Consider the following 17,215-nt stretch of genomic DNA (forward strand, 5'->3'; position numbering starts at 1 on the left):
AGCGTTGTGCTCAGCCGACCTTGTTCTTGTTGTAGACGTCGAAGGCGACGGCGGCGAGCAGAACCAGGCCCTTGATCACCATCTGCAGGTCGATGCCGAGGCCGAGGATCGACATGCCGTTGTTCATCACGCCCATGATGAAGGCGCCGATCCCCACGCCGGTAATCTTGCCGACGCCGCCCGAGGCCGAGGCGCCGCCGATGAAGCAGGCGGCGATGGCGTCGAGCTCGTACTGGTTGCCGGCCTGCGGCGTCGCCGAGGTCAGGCGCGCCGTGGTGATCAGCCCGGCCAGCGCCGCCAGTACCCCCATGTTGACGAAGGTCAGGAACACCAGCTTCTCGGTGTTGATGCCGGACAGCTTGGCCGCCTTCTCGTTGCCGCCGACCGCGTAGATGCGGCGGCCGAGCGTGGTGCGGGTGGTGACGAAGGCGTAGAGCACGACCAGCACGCCCATCAGGATCAGGATGTTGGGCAGGCCGTTATAGGTGGCCAGCAGGTAGCCGAGCCCGGCCAGCGCCACCAGAGTCGCCACGTTCTTGATCACGAAGAACAGCAGCGGCTCCTGCTCCACCCCGTGCTGGATCTCGTTGCGCCGCTTCTTGACGTTGAACCAGACCAGGATCAGCGGCACGGCCAGGCTGATCAGCAGCGTCGTGATCCAGACCTTGCCGTTGCCCGAGAACAGCTCCGGCATCGAGCCGAACAGCTCGGCGATGAAGCCCGAGGACATCTTCTGGAAGTCGGCGGGCACCGGCCCGGCACGCTCGCCGGCCAGCACCATGATGCAGAGGCCGCGGAAGGCCAGCATGCCCGCCAGGGTGACGATGAAGGACGGGATCTTGCGATAGGCGATGAAATAGCCCTGGACCGAGCCGATCGCGGCGCCCAGCGCCAGGCAGGCGATGGCCGAGAGCCAGGGGTCGACGCCCTGCCACACCATCAGCGCGCCGCCGACCGCGCCGACGAAGCCCGCGACCGACCCGACCGACAGATCGATATGGCCGCTGACGATCACCAGCAGCATGCCGAAGGCCAGCACGATGACATAGGCGTTCTGCTGGATCAGGTTGCTGAGGTTCAGCGGCGTGAACAGCCGGCCGTCGGTCGCGACCTGGAAGATGATCATGATCGCGACGAGCGACAGCAGCATCGCGTATTCGCGGATGTTGTGCTTCAGGAACTCGCCGATCCGCTGGTTCGCGCGAGTCTGCAGGGCGGTCGTTTCGGTGGCCATGGCCGTGCTTCCTTAGACCCGTTCTCTCGAGCGCATGATCGCCCGCATGATGTTTTCCTGGGAGGCTTCCTGGGCCGGCATCTCGGCGACGATGCGGCCCTCGTTCATGACGTAGATCCGGTCGGACATGCCCAGCAGCTCGGGCATCTCCGACGAGATCACGATGACGCCCTTCCCGGACGCCACCAGCTGGTTGATGATCGTGTAGATCTCGTATTTGGCGCCGACGTCGATGCCGCGGGTCGGCTCGTCGAGGATCAGCACCTCAGGCCCCGCGAACAGCCACTTGCTCAGCACCACCTTCTGCTGGTTGCCGCCCGACAGGTTGACCGTCTGCTGCTGCACGCCGGAGGAGCGGATGTTGAGCTTGCGCCGGTAGTCGAAGGCGACGCCCAGCTCGCGCATCTCGTCGATGATGCCGCGGCGGGCCACGCCGGGAAGATGGGCCAGCGGGATGTTGTGCTGAATCGAATCGCCCAGCACCAGCCCCAGCTGCTTGCGGTCCTCTGTGACGTAGGCGAGGCCGGCGGCGATCGCCTTGGGCACGGTGGCGAGGTCGATCGGATTGCCCCGCATCGTCGCCGTGCCGGTGATCTTCTGGCCCCAGGACCGGCCGAACACGCTCATCGCGAACTCGGTCCGCCCCGCGCCCATCAGCCCGGCGATGCCCACCACCTCGCCGGCGCGGACATGCAGGTCGATGCCCTTGATCACCTGCCGGTCGGAATGCAGCGGATGGTAGACGCTCCAGCCCTTCACCGCGAACAGGACCTCGCCCAGCTTGGGCTCGCGCTCGGGATAGCGGTCGGTCAGGTCGCGGCCGACCATGCCCTTGATGATCCGGTCCTCGTTGACCTCGCCGCCCCGCGCGTCCAGCGTCTCGATGGTCGACCCGTCGCGCAGGATGGTGATCGAATCCGCGACCTTGGTGATCTCGTTCAGCTTGTGCGAGATCAGGATCGAGGAGATGCCCTGGCGCTTGAACTCCAGCAGCAGCTCCAGCAGAGCGTCGCTGTCGCTCTCGTTCAGGCTGGCCGTCGGCTCGTCGAGGATCAGGAGCTTCACCTCCTTCGACAGCGCCTTGGCGATCTCGACCAGTTGCTGCTTGCCGACGCCGATATTGGTGACCAGCGTCGCCGGGTTCTCCTTCAGCCCGACCTTGTCGAGCAGCGCCCGGGCCCGGACCAGCGTCTCGTTCCAGTCGATGATGCCGCGGCTGGCTACCTCGTTGCCGAGGAACAGGTTCTCGGCGATCGACAGGAGCGGCACCAGCGCCAGCTCCTGATGGATGATGATGATGCCGGCTTCCTCGCTGTCCGAGATCGAGCGGAACTGCCGTTCCTTCCCCTCGAACCGGATCTCGCCCTCGTAGGAGCCGTGGGGGTAGACGCCGGACAGGACCTTCATCAAGGTCGACTTGCCGGCGCCGTTCTCGCCGACCACGGCGTGGATCTCGCCGCGCCTGACCGCGAGGTTGACGTTGCTGAGCGCCTTCACGCCCGGGAACGTCTTGGTGATCCCGCGCATCTCCAGGATCGTATCGACAGGGGTAACTGTATCCACCTCTGGCTCCGCTCGCCACGGGCGCCGGCCTGCCGCGGAGACCGCGGCAGACGCAACGACAAGGCCCCGCGCCCGGAGGCACGGGGCCCTGGGGGCACGTCAGATTACTTCAGTTGGTCGGCGGTGTAGTAGCCGCTGTCGACCAGCACCTTCTGGACGTTGTCCTTGGTCACCGGCACCGGCGTCAGCAGGTAGGACGGCACCACCTTGACCCCGTTGTTGTAGGTCTTGGTGTCGTTGACCTGGGGCTCCTTGCCGCCCATCACGGCGTCGATCATGTCGACGGTGACCTTGGCGAGGTCGCGGGTGTCCTTGAACACGGTCGAGTACTGGTCGCCGGCGAGGATCGACTTGACCGACGGCACCTCGGCGTCCTGGCCGGAGACATAGGGCAGCGGCCGGTCGCCCGAGCCGTAGCCGACCGCCTTCAGCGAGGCGATGATGCCCATCGACAGGCCGTCATAGGGCGACAGCACGGCGTCGACCTTCTTGTCGCCGTAATAGGCCGACAGCAGGTTGTCCATGCGGGCCTGGGCGGTGGCGGCGTCCCAGCGCAGGATGCCGACCTTGTCCATGCCCATCTGGCCGCTCGGCACCTTCAGCTTGCCGCTGTCGATGTAGGGCTGCAGCACCGACATCGCGCCGTTGTAGAAGAAGAAGGCGTTGTTGTCGTCCGGCGAGCCGCCGAACAGCTCGATGTTGAACGGGCCCTTGCCGTCCTTGAGGCCGAGGGCGTCGACCAGCGAGCCCGCCTGCAGGACGCCGACCTGGAAGTTGTCGAAGGTGGTGTAGTAGTCGACATTCGGCGTGTCGCGGATCAGGCGGTCATAGGCGATGACCTTGATCCCGGCGTCATGCGCCTGCTGCAGCACCGAGGACAGGGTGGTGCCGTCGATCGAGGCGATCACCAGCACCTTGGCGCCCTTGGTGACCATGTTCTCGATCTGCGACAGCTGGGTCGGGATGTCGTCGCCGGCATATTGCAGGTCGGCCTCGTAGCCCTTGGCCTGCAGCGACTTGACCATGTTGTCGCCGTCGGCGATCCAGCGCGCCGAGGTCTTGGTCGGCATCGAGACGCCGACGAGGCCCTTCTCGGCGGCCTGCGCGGACAGCGCGAAGGCGGACAGCCCCAGCGCCAGCGCGGTGATGGATGTGATCAGCTTCACCGTTTTCTCCCTCTGCTACTCTCTTCTGCGCCCGGGCTTGCCGTTCCGGCATGATCCCGGCGCGCTGTTGCCGCATGACGGCCGATGATGCCGCGCCACCCCCGGCCGTTCCGGCCGGGCCGCCCGTGGCTGCGGCATCGATGGAACCCTGCCGCCGGCCCTGCCGGCGCACGCCGATCGGCGGTCGAGCCTTCGCGCGCGCTCTTCGCGGAGCGCCGCACGGCCTGCCGCCGGACGATCAAGCCCGCCGCCTCGTCGATGTGGTGAGATCCATATGCTCCTCCCTGTGAAAGCGGCTGCGCCGCCTTGCGGTTTGTCTTGTGGTTACGGGTTCGGCGCCGCCGATCCAATCCTCATACAATTTGACCGTAATCTCTCGCCACGTCGCCGCGCTGTCAAGCGCCGCCGCCAGGACATGGTAATCGATTGAATTGGCAGAGGCAGCGGCTTGTTCTAGGTCCCCTCTACAGACGCCTCCGATATGGACGCGTCCTCCTCCTTGCAGAATCCCAGCACCGGCCCTGGATCGCTTCGTCGGTTTCGCCTCCTCGCAATGACGGCAGGGGACGGACAGGGAGCCGTCTTCCCGCCGCCGCAAAACCCGGCTAAAGCTCCGGCCCATGTCCCTGCTGCGCGGCATGGCGACGGTCGGGGGGCTGACGGCCGTCAGCCGGATCGCCGGATTCGCCCGCGATATCCTGACCGCCTCGCTGCTGGGCGCGGGGCCGATGGCCGACGCCTTCGTGATCGCGGTCAAGCTGCCCAACCTGGCCCGGCGCCTGTTCGCCGACGGCGCCTTCATGGTCACCTTCGTGCCGCAATACGCGGCCGAGCGCGGCGAGAACGGCCGGGCCGCCGCGCTGGCCTTCGCCGGCGAGGTGCTGGCCGCCCTGCTGGCGGTGCTGATCCCGCTGACCCTGCTGGCGCTGCTGGCCATGCCGGCGATCCTGGCGGGGATCGCCCCCGGCTTCGTTGACGACCCGGTGCGCGAAGCCCTGGCGCTGGACTATGCGCGCTTGGCCTTCCCCTATCTGCTGCTGATGTCGGTCTCGGCCCTCTTGGGCGGGGTGCTGAACGCGCAGGAGAGGCTGGCCCCCTTCGCGGCGGCGCCGATCCTGTTCAACCTGGTGCTGATCGCGGCTCTCCTGTTCGGCACGCATCTCGCCGGGTCGCCCGGCCGGGCGCTGGCGGTCGGCGTCACCCTGTCCGGCATCGTCCAGCTGGCTTGGCTGGCGCTGGCCTGCCGCCGCCACGGCGTGCCGGTGCGGCTGATGCCGCCGCGGATCGGGCCACGGCTGCGCCGGCTGGTGGTGCTGATGGGGCCGGGCGCCATCGGCACCGGCATCACCCAGATCCAGATGGTGCTGAACACGCTGATCGCCAGCTTCCTGCCGGCCGGCGCGGTCAGCGCCCTCTATTACGCCGACCGGCTGACCCAGCTGCCGCTCGGCATCGTCGGCATCGCGCTGGGCACCGCGCTCCTGCCCACCCTGACCCGCCTCCTGGTCGAGGATCGGGCGGCGGATGTCGCGGCGATCCAGAGCCGGGCAATCGAGGTCGGGCTGCTGCTAGGCCTGCCCGCCGCCGCCGGGCTGGTCCTGCTGGCCGGGCCGATCGTCCATAGGCTGTTCGAGCGCGGCGCCTTCGGGCCGGAGCAGACGGTGGCCGTCGCCGGGGCGCTGGCCGCCTACGCCGCCGGCATCCCGGCCTATATCCTGATCCGGGTGTTCTCGACCCTGTGCTTCGCCCGGCAGGACACGGCGACGCCGATGCGCACCGCGCTGGCCGCCACGGTCCTGGCCGTGGCCGGCGCCGTGCTGCTGATGCGCCCTCTGGGCCATGTCGGCATCGCGCTGGCGACCGCCGCCTCCGCCTGGGCCAATGCCGGGCTGCTGGCCTGGTCGCTGCGCCGCCGCGGCGCCCTGCCGGTCGATGCCGGGCTGCGCCGGCGCGGCGGCCGGATCGTGCTGGCGGCGCTGGGCATGGTCGCCGGGCTGCTGCTGGCCCGGCAGGGCATGGCCGCGACCGGCACTGCGGCCCTGGCCGCGCTGATCGCCGGCGGCGCCGCGCTCTACGCCGCGCTGTGCCTGGCCCTGGGCGCGGTCGACCGCGGCGCGCTGGCGCGCTTCCGGCGGCGCAGGCATCTGGCGGGTTGACCCGGCGACACCGGCCCGGCCATAAACCGTGCCTCCCCACCCCTCTGCGGCACCGGCGGATATGAAGCGCATCTTCTCGGGCATCCAGCCCACCCACAACATGCATCTCGGCAACTATCTCGGCGCGGTGCGGAACTGGGTGGCGCTGCAGGACGGGGCGGAGTTCGAGACCATCTACTGCGTCGTCGACCTGCACGCGCTGACCGTGCCGCAGGTGCCGAGCGAGCTGCGCGCCCATATCCGCGAGCTGACCGCGACCCTGCTCGCCGTCGGCATCGACCCGGAGCGCAGCATCCTGTTCGCGCAGAGCCAGGTGCCCGGCCACAGCGAGCTGGCCTGGCTGTTCTCCTGCGTCACCCCGCTGGGCTGGCTGCGGCGCATGACCCAGTTCAAGGACAAGGCCGGCAAGCAGCAGGACACGGCGATGCACGGCCTCCTGGCCTATCCCGTGCTGATGGCGGCGGACATCCTGCTGTACAAGGGCACGCATGTGCCGGTCGGCGAGGACCAGAAGCAGCATCTGGAGCTGACTCGCGACATCGCCCAGTCCTTCAACCAGCGCTACGGCGTCGAGTTCTTCCCGCTGCCGGAGCCGCAGATCCTGGGGTCGGCGACGCGGGTGATGAGCCTGCGCGACGGGTCGAAGAAGATGAGCAAGTCGGACGAGTCCGACTACAGCCGCATCAACATGACCGACGACGCCGACACCATCGCGCTGAAGTTCCGCCGCGCCAAGACCGACCCCGAGCCGCTGCCCACCGAGGCGGCGGGCCTGGCCGGCCGGCCGGAGGCCGAGAACCTGGTCAACATCTACGGCGCCCTGGCCGGCAAGGATGTCGACGCGGTGCTCGCCGAGTTCGGCGGCGCGCCGTTCTCGACCTTCAAGGGCGCCCTGACCGACGTGGCGGTGGCGGTGCTGGCGCCGATCGGCGGCGAGATGCGCCGGCTGATGGCCGATCCCGGCCATGTCGACGCGGTGCTGCGCCGGGGCGGCGAGAAGGCCGCGGCCATCGCGGCGCCGGTGCTGGCCGAGACCCAGGAGATCATGGGGCTGCTGCGGCCGTGAGGGAGCGCCCGATCTCGTCCCTGCCCAATCTCGGGCCCAAGACCGCGGAGTGGCTGGCCGCCGTCGGCATCACCACCGAGGCGGAGCTGCGCGCCATCGGCCCGGTCGAGGCCTGGCAGCGCCTGAAGGCGGCGCAGCCGGAGCTGATCACGGTCAACGCGCTCTACGCCCTGCACGGCGCCCTGACCAACCAGCACTGGGCCGCCCTGCCCCAGGAGCTGCGCGCCTTGCTGCGCAAGGACGCCGGGGTGGAGTAGGCGGGCGGCCGTTTCAGATCGACTCTCCGGCCCCTTTTGTCATGGAGAGGCGCGGAGCGCCGTGGCCATCCAGAGGCCGGTGCGAGCGGCCCTGGATGGCCACGCCCCTTCGGGGCTCGCCATGACGGGTCGATATTTCGGGCCGAGGGCTATCAGATCGACGGATCCGCGTCCTCCCCGGCCCGCTTGGCGGAGCCGGCGAAGCTGGTGATGGCGAAGGACTCCAGCAGGTCGATCGCGGCATCCACCGGCATCGCGCCGGTGTCGATCGTCAGGTCGGGCGTCTCCGGCGCCTCATAGGGGGCGGAGACGCCGGTGAAGCCCTGGATCTCGCCGCGCCGCGCCTTGGCGTAGAGCCCCTTGGGGTCGCGCTGCTCGCAGATCGCGAGATCCGCCTTCACGAACACCTCGCGGAAGCCGTCGCCAATGACGTCGCCGGCCAGGGCGCGGTGCCAGCGCTCCGGCGAGATCAGCGCCACGATCGCGATCAGCCCGGCCTCGGCGAACAGGCGCGCCACCTCGGCCGCGCGGCGGACGTTCTCGGCCCGGTCCTCGGTCGAGAAGCCGAGGTCGCGGCCGAGGCCGGTGCGCAGCGAATCGCCGTCCAGCACCGTCGCCTGCCAGCCGCGGGCGAACAGGCGGGATTCCAGCGCCGTCGCCAGGGTCGACTTGCCGGAGCCGGACAGGCCGGTCAGCCAGACCACGCCGCCGGCATGGCCGTTGGCCAGGCGCCGGGCCGCGGCGTCGACCCGGCGCTCGGTCGGGAACAGGAGCCGGCTGTCGGCGGTGGCGTCGAGGATGGTGACGCCCCCCACGATGTCGTAGCCGTCGACCAGCACGCCGCGGCCGGTGCCCGGCAGCTCGGCATGGCGGTCGAAGGCGATGGCGGTGCGGCCGACGACCTCGATCTCCGCCGTCTCGTTGCGCCGCACCAGCTCCGCCGTCCGGGTCTCCAGCGTGTGCACCTCGACCACATGGGCGATGCGCTCCACCGTCACCGTGTGCTCGGCGGTGGCCAGGCGCAGGGTCAGCCGGGCGCCGGGGCGCAGCGGCTCGCGCGCCAGCCAGAACAGACGCAGCTTCAGCCGGGTCGCGGTCTCGGGCGCCTGCTCGACCAGGGTCGCGACCTGGCCGCGCTCGACGAAGACCGGCGGGTCGAGCGTCAGCCCGACCGCCTGGCCGGCCCGGGCGCTGGTGATCTCCGCCGCCGGCCAGCTCTCGATCGTGGCGATGCGCGCCACCTTGCCCGAGGGCGCGAAGCGCAGGGTCTGGCCGACCGCCAGCGCGCCGCTCTCGATCCGGCCGGCGACGATGCGTCGCTCGTCGAACTTGTAGACGTCCTGCACCGGCAGGCGCAGCGGTTGCTCCGTCGGCGCCGGCGCCGCTTCCAGCCCGTCCAGCGCCTCGACCAGCGACGGCCCGTCATGCCAGGGCATCAAGGTCGATCGGGCGGCGATGTTCTCGCCGTGCCGGGCGGCCAGCGGCACCACCGCCGCGGGCGTGATGCCGACGCTGCCGAGATAGGCCGAGATCTCGTCGACCACGGCCTGGAACCGGGCCTGGTCGTATTCGACCAGGTCCATCTTGTTGATCGCCACCACCACCTGGGTGATGCCGAGCAGGCCGAGGATCAGGGCGTGGCGGCGCGACTGCTCCAGCGTGCCCTCGCGGGCATCGACCAGCAGCAGCGCCGCATCGGCCCCGGCGGCGCCGGAGACCATGTTCTTCAGGAACTCGGCATGGCCCGGCGCGTCGATCAGCACGTAGCGCCGGCGCGGGGTGCGGAACTGCACCTCGGCGGTGTCGATGGTGATGCCCTGGTCGCGCTCGGACTGCAGCGCGTCGATCAGGAACGACCATTCGAACGGCATGCCGCGCTTCCTGCTCATCGCCTCGACCGCCGTGACGCGCTCGGGGCCGAGCGTGCCGGTGTCGTGCAGCAGACGGCCGATCAGGGTCGACTTGCCGTGGTCGACATGGCCGGCGATGACGACGCGCAGGGTGCGGGCGGCGGCCAGCGCCGGGTGCAGGGCGACGATCCCGTCCATCTCACATGTATCCCGCGCTGCGGAGGCGTTCGAAGCCGTCCTCGGTCTCGTTGTCGATGATGCGGCCGGACCGTTCGGAGACCTTGGTGGTCTCGAGCTCGGCGATGATCGCCTCGATCGAATCGGCGTCGCTGGCCACCGGCAGGGTGATGTTCTTCTCGCCCAGCGAGCGGTAGCGCAGCCCGTCCTTGGCCAGGTACAGCGGCACGATCGGAATGCCCTCGCGCTGGGTGTAGCGCCAGACGTCGATCTCGGTCCATTTCAGGATCGGGTGGATCCGGACATGGGTGCCGGGCTCGAACCGGGTCTTGTACTGGCCCCAGAACTCGGCCGGCTGGTCGGCCACGTCCCAGGCGCCCTCGAAGCTGCGCGGGCTGAACACCCGCTCCTTCGCCCGCGTGCCCTGCTCGTCGCGGCGGATGCCGACGATGATGCCCTCGAAGCCCTCGCGCTGGATCACCGCCTTCAGCCCTTCGGTCTTGCGCGCCGCCGCCCGGCCGCCGGGCGCCAGGGTCTGGTCCATCAGCTCCTCCGGCGGGCAATCCTCGACGATCAGCGGCAGGTTCCACTCGCGCACCAGCCGATCGCGGAACTCATAGACCTCGGGCAGCTCCATATGGGTCTCGAGCTGGACCAGCGGGAACGGCACATGGCCGAAGAACGCCTTGCGCAGCAGCCACAGGATCAGGGTCGAGTCCTTGCCGATGGACCAGAGCATCGCCAGCCGATCGATACGGGCGAAGGCTTCGCGGAGAATCGTGATGCTCTCCGCTTCGAGTTCGTCGAGATGATTCATGACCTAGAGGGGCGTGACCTGGGAGGGGACGGGATCGGCGGAGCGGTGGATACCGCATTCGGTCTTGGCCTGGCCAGACCAGCGGCCGGAGCGCGGGTCGGCGCCTTGCGCGACCCGCTCGGTACAGGGCATGCAGCCGATCGACAGGAAGCCGTCGGCCTCCAGCGGATGATGCGGCAGGCCCCGGGCCTCGAACTCCGCGGCGACCCGGTCGGGCGACCAGCCGGCCAGCGGGTTGATCTTGAAGCGGCGCTCGTCGGCCGCCCATTCGACCGCCGGCAGCGCGGCGCGGGTGAGCGCCTGGAAGCGCTTGCGGCCGGTGATCCAGCCGCCGAAGCCGGACAGCGCCCGCTCCAGCGGCTCGACCTTGCGCAGGGCACAGCAGGCGTCCGGATCGCGCTGGAACAGCAGCAGGTCGGGGTCTCGTCGGGCGATTTCGGCGGGGTCGGGCCTGACCGAGCGTACATCCACAAGTCCGAGCTGCGCGACCAGCCGGTCGCGGTAGCGCAGAGTCTCGCCGAAATGCCGCAGCGTGTCGAGGAAGATGACCGGCGTGGCCGGCGCGCCCTCGGCCACCAGGGCCAGCAGCACCGCCGATTCGGTGCCGAAGGACGACACCAGCGCGACCGGCCCGAGCCGCGGATCCGCCAGCGCCCCTTCGATCAGCGCACGCCCCTCCAGCCCGTCGAATTCGGCGGCGATCAGCTCCTGATCGAGCTGCGGATGTGCAGCGGCAGAGACGGACATCGGGCGCTCATGGTCGGCAAATTTCTCCAATTTTACTGTAAAATGGAGCGCATTTGCTGATTGACTGTGTGTGAATCTCGGGACTAATGTCAACCATCAATTGTGGATAGAACGCCGCCGCCGATGTCCGCCGATCCGACCGCCGCGCCCGCGGCCCCGCCGAAGCTTTCCGCCGTCGAAGGCGTGAAGGAACAGAGCCGATTCCTGCGCGGCGGCATCGCCGCCGACCTCGCCACGCCCGGCATCTCGGTCACCGAGGAAAGCTATAACCTGTTGAAATTCCACGGCAGTTACGAGCAGTACGACCGTGACACCGCGACCGCGCGGAAGAAGCAGGGGCTGGAGAAGGAATACCAGTTCATGGTCCGCGCCCGCATCCCGGGCGGACGGATCACGGCCGAGCAGTACCTCGCCCTCGACGCCATCGCCGACAAATATGCCAACGGATCGGTGCGGATTACCACGCGCCAGGGGATCCAATTCCACGGTGTCCTGAAGGGGAACCTGAAGGCGACGATCGCCGACATCAACCATTCGATGCTGACCACCATGTCCGCCTGCGGCGACGTGGTGCGCAACGTCATGACCACCCCGGCGCCGATCCGCGACGCGGTGCACGCGCGCCTCGAGGCCGATGCCCGCTTCCTGTCGACGCGCCTCTTGCCGAAGAGCCGGGCCTATTACGAGATCTTCCTCGACGAGGAGAGCCAGGCCCCGGCCGAATCGGTCGACGAGCCGCTGTACGGCGCGACCTACCTGCCGCGGAAGTTCAAGATCGGCCTGGCGGCACCCGAGGACAACACGGTCGACATCCTGACCCACGACCTCGGCATCCTCGCGGTGTTCGAGGGCGACCACTTGGTCGGCTACAACCTCAATCTCGGCGGCGGCCACGGCCTGACCCACACCAAGCCCGGCACCTATGCCCGCATGGGCTCGCCGATCGCCTCGGTGGGCCCGGGCGAGCTGCTGCAGGGCGCCGAGGCGGTGATCCGCCTGTATCGCGACCACGGCAACCGCGCCGACCGCAAGCGCGCCCGGCTGAAATACGTGCTGGACGACATGGGGCTGGACTGGACCCGGACGGAGCTGGAGCGCCAGTTCGGCCGGGTGCTGGCCGACCCGCTGCCGCATGCGCCGTTCCAGATGCCCGACCATCTCGGCTGGCACGAGCAGGGCGACGGCCGCTTCTGGCTGGGCCTGCCGGTCGCCAGCGGCCGGATCCAGGATGGCCCGGCCGTGCGGCTGCGCACCGCGCTGCGCACCCTGTTCGAGAACTGGGCCAAGCCGGCGGTGCTGACGCCGCAGCAGGACATCCTGATCGCCGACATCGCGCCTGGCGAGCGCGACGAGATCACGGCGCATCTGCGCAGCCATGGCGTGGTCTTCGCCGAAGACCTGACCCAGGTGCGGCGCTGGGCGCTGGCCTGCCCGGCCCTGCCGACCTGCGGCCTGGCGCTGTCGGAGGCCGAACGGATCCGCGAGCCTGTCGTCGATGCCTTCGAGGCGGTGCTGCGCCGGCACGGGCTGATCGACGAGCGCCTCAGCATCCGCATGACCGGCTGCCCGAACGGCTGCGCCCGCCCCTATGCCGGCGACATCGGCATCGTCGGCCGCACCCCGGGCACCTTCGCCCTGTTCGTCGGCGGCGACTTCGAGGGCACGCGGCTGAACGCCAAGCTGGCGGAGAAGGTGCCGGAGGCGGCGATCGCCACGACGCTGGAGCCGATCTTCGCCGCCTTCGCGCAGGAGCGGCTGCCGGGCGAGGGCTTCGGCGACTACTGCCACCGCCAGGGGCTGGAACGGCTGACCGCGCTGATCGGCCGCGAGGCCGAGGCCGCCTGATGCTGCCGATCTCCCTGTGCCCCGAGGCGGTTCCGGTCGCCCTGGTCGGCGCCGGCGACAAGGCGATGCGCCGCTTGGCCCAGCTGGACGAGGGCGGCTTCACCGTCACGGTCTTCGCCGACGCCCCCTCGCCCGACCTGGCGCTCGCCGCCGGCGACAGGCTGCGGCGCCGGCTGCCGGGCGCGGCCGATCTCGCCGCCCATCGCCTGCTGCTGGTGGCCGACCTGGACGAGGGCCGGGCCGCCGACCTCGCCCTGCTCGCCCGCCGCCTCGGCCTGCTGGTCAATGTCGAGGACCGGACGGCGCTGTGCGACTTCCACCTGCCGGCGATCGTCCGTCGCGGCGACCTGGTGGTGGCGATCTCGACCGGCGGCCAGAGCCCGCGCCTGGCCGCCCGGCTGCGCCTTGCGGCCGAGCGGCTGATCCACCGCGACTGGGGCGCCCGCCTGGCCCGGCTGGGCCTGCTGCGCTCCGAGTTGCGGGCCCAGGGCAAGGGCCCGGCGGAGATCTCCCGCGCGGTCGATTCGGTGATCGACGGCGAAGGCTGGCTGGGCCGGCCGGGGGCCTGAGCTCTCAGACGCCTCTCCGGGGATCAGGAAGGCCCCCGCGACCAGCAGGATCGCGCCGCTCTATGCCGTCGTGGTGCTGCGCCAGCCCTGAGGCCTTACGCCTTGTCGAGCGGGAAACCCCTGAACGGCTTGATCTCCTTCAGCACGAACATGGTCTGCATCTCCTTGATCCCGGGCAGGCGGCGCACCACCGCCATGGCGAAATCGGCATAGCTGTCCAGGTCCGGGGCGACGACCTGCAGCAGGAAGTCCGAATCGCCGGCGATGCTGTAGCAGGCGACCACCTCCGGCAGCTGCCGGACGCTCTCCGAGAACTCCTCCGCCTCCGCCTCGCTGTGGCTGTCGATCCTGACCCGGATGAAGGCGAGCACGCCGAGGCCGATCCGCCGCCGGTCCAGGAGCGCCGCGTAGCCCTGGATGACTCCGTCTTCCTCCAGCTGGCGGACCCGCCGCCAGCAGGGCGAGGTCGACAGCCCGACCTCGGCCGACAGCGCCTGGTTGGTCAGGCGGCCGTCCTGCTGCAGGGCGGTGAGGATGCGAAGATCGACCGGCTCGAGCATGTTCTGCCTTGAGGAAGGTTCTTACCGGCAGATCCTACCAGAACCACGGCCATTCGACGCAAGGATAGGCAGGATCGACCAGCCGGACCGGGCTATCCTGCCACATGGACCGCACCATCGCGAAAGCCGCCATGACCCAGGACCTCCGCCTCGCCATCGTCGTGAACCCCGGCCTGCCGCTGGGGCTGATCGCCAACACCGCCGGCGCCATCGCCATCGGCCTGGGCGCCCGGCTGCCGGCCCTGGCGGCGCGCCGGCTGACCGACCGTCACGACCGCACCATCGACATCAGCTCGAACCAGCCGGTGCCGGTGCTGCAGGCGGATGCGGAGGCGATCCGGGCGCTGCTGCTGAAGGCGCTGGCCCGACCGCCGGTCGAGGGGATCGGCGAGCGGGCGGTGGTGCCCTTCCCGGCTTTCGCCCGGTCGCTGCACGCCTATGCCGAATACGAGGCGGCCTTCCCCGCCCGCGACCTGGGCGAAGAGGAGATCGACGGGCTGGGGCTCGCCGGCCCGGCGCAATGGGTCAGGTCGCTGACCGGCTCGCTCAAGCTGCTGCGCTGATCAGTTGGCCGCCGGAACCGGGCAGCTCAGATCGCCTTCCTCGCAGCTGAGATAGGTCTTGAAATCCTCGATCCGGGCCCTGGTCCGGCCGTCCAGGCACATCGAACGGATCATCGGGGCGGCGCTACCGCCCGAGACGGCGGATGTCTGGAAGTTGCATTCCGCGTCGCGGAAAGCGACCCAGGCCCGCTGCGCCGTCACCAGCAGCTTCGTCGAGTCCGGATTGTCCTTCAGCCGGGCCTCGATCTCCTTGTAGAGCTTGTTCAGCTCGGCATCCGACGCCTTGAACGCCTTGCCGTAGCACTCGTTCAGCCCGGCCTGCCCGCCCGGGGCATTGTCGCAGTCGTCGGCCCTGGCGGATGTCGGAATGGCGGCGGCGACCGCCAGCAGGGCAACCAGGCCGGCGAATGAAGCGCGCATGGACGATCCTCCTATTTTCAGCAGAAATTCCGCTGCCGTATCGGACTCGGTACCGCGTCCTGCGCGACCTGCCAAGGGAGCGGCTCAGCCGCCTTCCGCGAAATACCGTCCGGGGGTGACCCCGAAGGCCTTGCGGAAGCCGGCGACGAAGGCGCTCGGCCCTTCATAGCCGAGCCGGTCGGACACCTCGCCGACCGGGACGCCGAGCGACAGCCACTCCACCGCCTTCAGGAGCCTGGCCTGGCGCCGCCAGGCGCGGAAGCTCAGGCCGGTCTCGGCCCGGAAGTGCCGCTCGAACGACCGTTCCGACAGCGCCGCCCGTCGCGCCACCTCGGCCAGGCCGTCGGTCCGCGCCGGGTCGGTCGTCAGTTCGGCCACAGCCCGCCGCAGCCGGGCGGATTGCGGCATCGGCAGATGCAGCGGAGCGATCGGCTCGGTCACCAGCTGGTCGAGGATCACGCCGACGATCCGCCCCGCCGGGCCGCCGGTCGCGGCGTCGCGCGGATAGCCCAGAAGCGCCAGCACCAGCTCGCGCAGCAGCGGCGACAGCCGGATCACCGACGGGTCACGCGGCAGGTGGCGCACCGCCTCGGGCCGCAGGAACAGGTAGCGCAGCGCCGACCGCTGCAGATAGGTGACGGCATGCGGCACGCCCGGCGGGATCCACAGCGCCCGTTCCGGCGGCACCACGAAGCTGCCGCGGCCGGTCTCCACCGTCACCGAACCGGAGACGATGTGGAACAGCTGGGCCCAGCGATGGCTGTGCGACCGGAAGTGCAGCCCGGCCTCGACCTCGCCGGCGAAGGTGAGGGCGGGGGCCGGATAGTCGTCCGCCTGCGGCCGGTCGAGATCGGGATGGACCCGATTGTCCGGATGGATCATGGCGACTCACATACATAAATCGGCGGAGTGGCGCTAACACGAAAAGCCTCGATCGCCCTAGGGTGACTCAGGTGACATCGATCCCGCCCCCGACCGGGCCAGCATCGGGGATCGACAGCCGAGGAGACCCGACAATGACGACGGTCGTTTCATTCCGCGACTCGCGGGCAGCCGCTGCCACGGCCCGGCCGGCGACCGCCGCCGCCCGCGGCCTGGCCTGGATCCGGCATCAGCTGCGGATCCGGCGGGACACGGCGATGCTGCTGGCGCTCAGCGACCACCTGCTCGCCGACATGGGAGTCCGCCGCGACCAGGTCCGGCACGCCGTGCGCGACGGCCACCGCCAGCCCGGCGCGGAACGGCGAGGCCCGTGAGACATGGCAGGACGAATCGGCCTGACGGGCCTCACGCCGGATCGGCGCCCCGCCACGGCACGGGCCGCAACGTCTCCCCGCGGCCGCTGACATCGGAAGGCGTTGCCGCGGCGCCGCCGGCGCTGGTACTGCGTCCGGATGACGATCCGCATTCGCCCCGCGCGGCCGCAGGACCGGGACGCGCTGGGAGCCCTCAAGCTGCGCGCTTCCCTGGCCTGGGGCGACCATGTCGAGGCGCTGCGGGCCCTGCCCGAGGCCCGGCAGGTCCCGGCGGAGCACCTGCCCGCGGCCGTCGTCGCGGAGCGGGACGGTGCGATCGCCGGCTTCGCCACGGTTCTCCCGTGCGGCGACGGCGAGGCCGAGCTGGAGGACCTGTTCGTCGATCCCGCCGCCTGGGGCCGGGGCATCGGCAGGCGGCTGCTGGCCGAGGCCGAGACGCGCGCCATCGCCCTCGGCGCCCGCTCGCTGCATGTCGTCGCCGGCGGGCGCGCCCGAGCCTTCTACGAGCGCTACGGCTTCCGTGTCACCGGCCCGGTGATGACCGATCTCGAGCCTGCCTTCGCAATGCAGAAGGACCTGACGCGCTGAGGGCCGGCCGCGAAGCCGGCCCTCCGGTGGAAGGCTAGACCTGCGTTGCCAGATGAGCGGAGAGGTCCGCGATCGTATCGAATCGTGCCGCGGACTCGACATTGACCGCGATCCCCAGGTCATTCTCCAGCCGGCTCATCATCTGCATGAACAAGATCGAATTGCCGCCCGAGACCAGGAACCGCGCGGAAGGATCGATACTTGCAGCGGGCACCCCCAGACCCTGAGCCATATAGGTCGTCAGCTTGTTCTGGATATCCTGTTTCGTCGGTTTGGCGGCTGTCGACATGGCTCTATCCCTTTCATTCCAAATGCGTGAGATCCAATTCGAACCATCATGATCGATAGATTCATGACTATATCGCTCATTCCGCAAAGAAA

The 17,215-nt window shown here is 69.8% G+C and carries 18 protein-coding genes; 8 read left to right on the forward strand and 10 right to left on the reverse strand.

Annotation, left to right across the window (positions count from 1 at the left end):
* Window positions 1–10 precede the first annotated feature (10 nt).
* The 3 genes from mmsB to chvE all read right to left on the reverse strand — a co-directional run bounded on the left by mmsB (window position 11) and on the right by chvE (window position 3,963).
* The gene (gene mmsB, locus LG391_RS25255; protein WP_225770813.1) at window positions 11–1,234 is read right to left on the reverse strand and encodes a multiple monosaccharide ABC transporter permease; all 1,224 of its coding nucleotides are present in this window, start codon (window positions 1,232–1,234) and stop codon (window positions 11–13) included.
* A 12-nt stretch (window positions 1,235–1,246) separates the two neighbouring features.
* Complete coding sequence (gene mmsA, locus LG391_RS25260) at window positions 1,247–2,761, reverse strand: multiple monosaccharide ABC transporter ATP-binding protein (protein WP_225770909.1); 1,515 nt, start codon at window positions 2,759–2,761, stop codon at window positions 1,247–1,249.
* 140 nt (window positions 2,762–2,901) lie between these two features.
* Window positions 2,902–3,963 carry a multiple monosaccharide ABC transporter substrate-binding protein gene (gene chvE / locus LG391_RS25265; RefSeq protein ID WP_225770814.1) on the reverse strand — a complete coding sequence of 354 codons (1,062 nt, stop codon included), beginning with the start codon at window positions 3,961–3,963 and terminating at the stop codon, window positions 2,902–2,904.
* A 620-nt stretch (window positions 3,964–4,583) separates the two neighbouring features.
* On the opposite strand from chvE, the gene murJ reads away from it, so the two are divergent.
* The 3 genes from murJ to LG391_RS25280 all read left to right on the forward strand — a co-directional run bounded on the left by murJ (window position 4,584) and on the right by LG391_RS25280 (window position 7,442).
* On the forward strand, window positions 4,584–6,119 hold the full coding sequence (murJ, locus tag LG391_RS25270) for a murein biosynthesis integral membrane protein MurJ (RefSeq protein WP_225770815.1): 1,536 nt from the start codon (window positions 4,584–4,586) through the stop codon (window positions 6,117–6,119).
* 61 nt (window positions 6,120–6,180) lie between these two features.
* Window positions 6,181–7,185: a tryptophan--tRNA ligase gene (gene trpS, locus LG391_RS25275; RefSeq protein WP_225770816.1), complete on the forward strand. Its 1,005-nt coding sequence runs from the start codon at window positions 6,181–6,183 to the stop codon at window positions 7,183–7,185.
* A complete protein-coding gene (locus LG391_RS25280; protein ID WP_225770817.1) occupies window positions 7,182–7,442 on the forward strand; it encodes a TfoX/Sxy family protein in 261 nt (86 codons plus the stop codon). Before trpS ends, LG391_RS25280 begins: the two co-directional genes overlap by 4 nt.
* Before the next feature lie 152 nt (window positions 7,443–7,594).
* Here LG391_RS25280 and cysC read toward each other — a convergent pair whose 3' ends face one another.
* The 3 genes from cysC to LG391_RS25295 are packed head-to-tail and all read right to left on the reverse strand — an operon-like array spanning window position 7,595 to window position 11,033.
* Window positions 7,595–9,490, reverse strand: a complete 1,896-nt coding sequence (gene cysC / locus LG391_RS25285) for an adenylyl-sulfate kinase (protein ID WP_225770818.1) — start codon at window positions 9,488–9,490, stop codon at window positions 7,595–7,597.
* Window position 9,491: 1 nt separating this feature from the next.
* The gene (cysD, locus tag LG391_RS25290) at window positions 9,492–10,286 is read right to left on the reverse strand and encodes a sulfate adenylyltransferase subunit CysD (RefSeq protein WP_225770819.1); all 795 of its coding nucleotides are present in this window, start codon (window positions 10,284–10,286) and stop codon (window positions 9,492–9,494) included.
* Between the two features lie 3 nt (window positions 10,287–10,289).
* Window positions 10,290–11,033, reverse strand: a complete 744-nt coding sequence (locus LG391_RS25295; RefSeq protein ID WP_225770820.1) for a phosphoadenylyl-sulfate reductase — start codon at window positions 11,031–11,033, stop codon at window positions 10,290–10,292.
* A 123-nt stretch (window positions 11,034–11,156) separates the two neighbouring features.
* On the opposite strand from LG391_RS25295, the gene LG391_RS25300 reads away from it, so the two are divergent.
* Together LG391_RS25300 and LG391_RS25305 are read left to right on the forward strand one after the other, a co-directional pair.
* Window positions 11,157–12,878: an NADPH-dependent assimilatory sulfite reductase hemoprotein subunit gene (locus LG391_RS25300; RefSeq protein ID WP_225770821.1), complete on the forward strand. Its 1,722-nt coding sequence runs from the start codon at window positions 11,157–11,159 to the stop codon at window positions 12,876–12,878.
* Window positions 12,878–13,447 carry a bifunctional precorrin-2 dehydrogenase/sirohydrochlorin ferrochelatase gene (locus LG391_RS25305; RefSeq protein WP_225770822.1) on the forward strand — a complete coding sequence of 190 codons (570 nt, stop codon included), beginning with the start codon at window positions 12,878–12,880 and terminating at the stop codon, window positions 13,445–13,447. Before LG391_RS25300 ends, LG391_RS25305 begins: the two co-directional genes overlap by 1 nt.
* 95 nt (window positions 13,448–13,542) lie before the next feature.
* Here LG391_RS25305 and LG391_RS25310 read toward each other — a convergent pair whose 3' ends face one another.
* A complete protein-coding gene (locus tag LG391_RS25310) occupies window positions 13,543–14,007 on the reverse strand; it encodes an Lrp/AsnC family transcriptional regulator (protein ID WP_225770823.1) in 465 nt (154 codons plus the stop codon).
* 131 nt (window positions 14,008–14,138) lie between these two features.
* On the opposite strand from LG391_RS25310, the gene LG391_RS25315 reads away from it, so the two are divergent.
* On the forward strand, window positions 14,139–14,570 hold the full coding sequence (locus tag LG391_RS25315; protein ID WP_225770824.1) for a DUF2000 domain-containing protein: 432 nt from the start codon (window positions 14,139–14,141) through the stop codon (window positions 14,568–14,570).
* Here the strand turns inward: LG391_RS25315 and LG391_RS25320 are convergent, their stop codons facing one another.
* Together LG391_RS25320 and LG391_RS25325 are read right to left on the reverse strand one after the other, a co-directional pair.
* Window positions 14,571–14,990, reverse strand: coding sequence for a lysozyme inhibitor LprI family protein (locus tag LG391_RS25320; RefSeq protein ID WP_225770825.1), 420 nt, complete (start codon window positions 14,988–14,990; stop codon window positions 14,571–14,573). It abuts the gene before it with no gap.
* 84 nt (window positions 14,991–15,074) lie between these two features.
* A complete protein-coding gene (locus LG391_RS25325; RefSeq protein ID WP_225770826.1) occupies window positions 15,075–15,872 on the reverse strand; it encodes a helix-turn-helix transcriptional regulator in 798 nt (265 codons plus the stop codon).
* 134 nt (window positions 15,873–16,006) lie between these two features.
* On the opposite strand from LG391_RS25325, the gene LG391_RS25330 reads away from it, so the two are divergent.
* A complete protein-coding gene (locus tag LG391_RS25330; RefSeq protein ID WP_225770827.1) occupies window positions 16,007–16,246 on the forward strand; it encodes a hypothetical protein in 240 nt (79 codons plus the stop codon).
* Window positions 16,247–16,384: 138 nt separating this feature from the next.
* On the forward strand, window positions 16,385–16,834 hold the full coding sequence (locus tag LG391_RS25335; RefSeq protein WP_225770828.1) for a GNAT family N-acetyltransferase: 450 nt from the start codon (window positions 16,385–16,387) through the stop codon (window positions 16,832–16,834).
* Between the two features lie 34 nt (window positions 16,835–16,868).
* Here the strand turns inward: LG391_RS25335 and LG391_RS25340 are convergent, their stop codons facing one another.
* Window positions 16,869–17,123 carry an acyl carrier protein gene (locus LG391_RS25340; RefSeq protein ID WP_225770829.1) on the reverse strand — a complete coding sequence of 85 codons (255 nt, stop codon included), beginning with the start codon at window positions 17,121–17,123 and terminating at the stop codon, window positions 16,869–16,871.
* Window positions 17,124–17,215 lie beyond the last annotated feature (92 nt).

The sequence above is a fragment of the Inquilinus sp. Marseille-Q2685 genome (genome assembly GCF_916619195.1).
Taxonomy (GTDB): Bacteria; Pseudomonadota; Alphaproteobacteria; order DSM-16000; family Inquilinaceae; genus Inquilinus.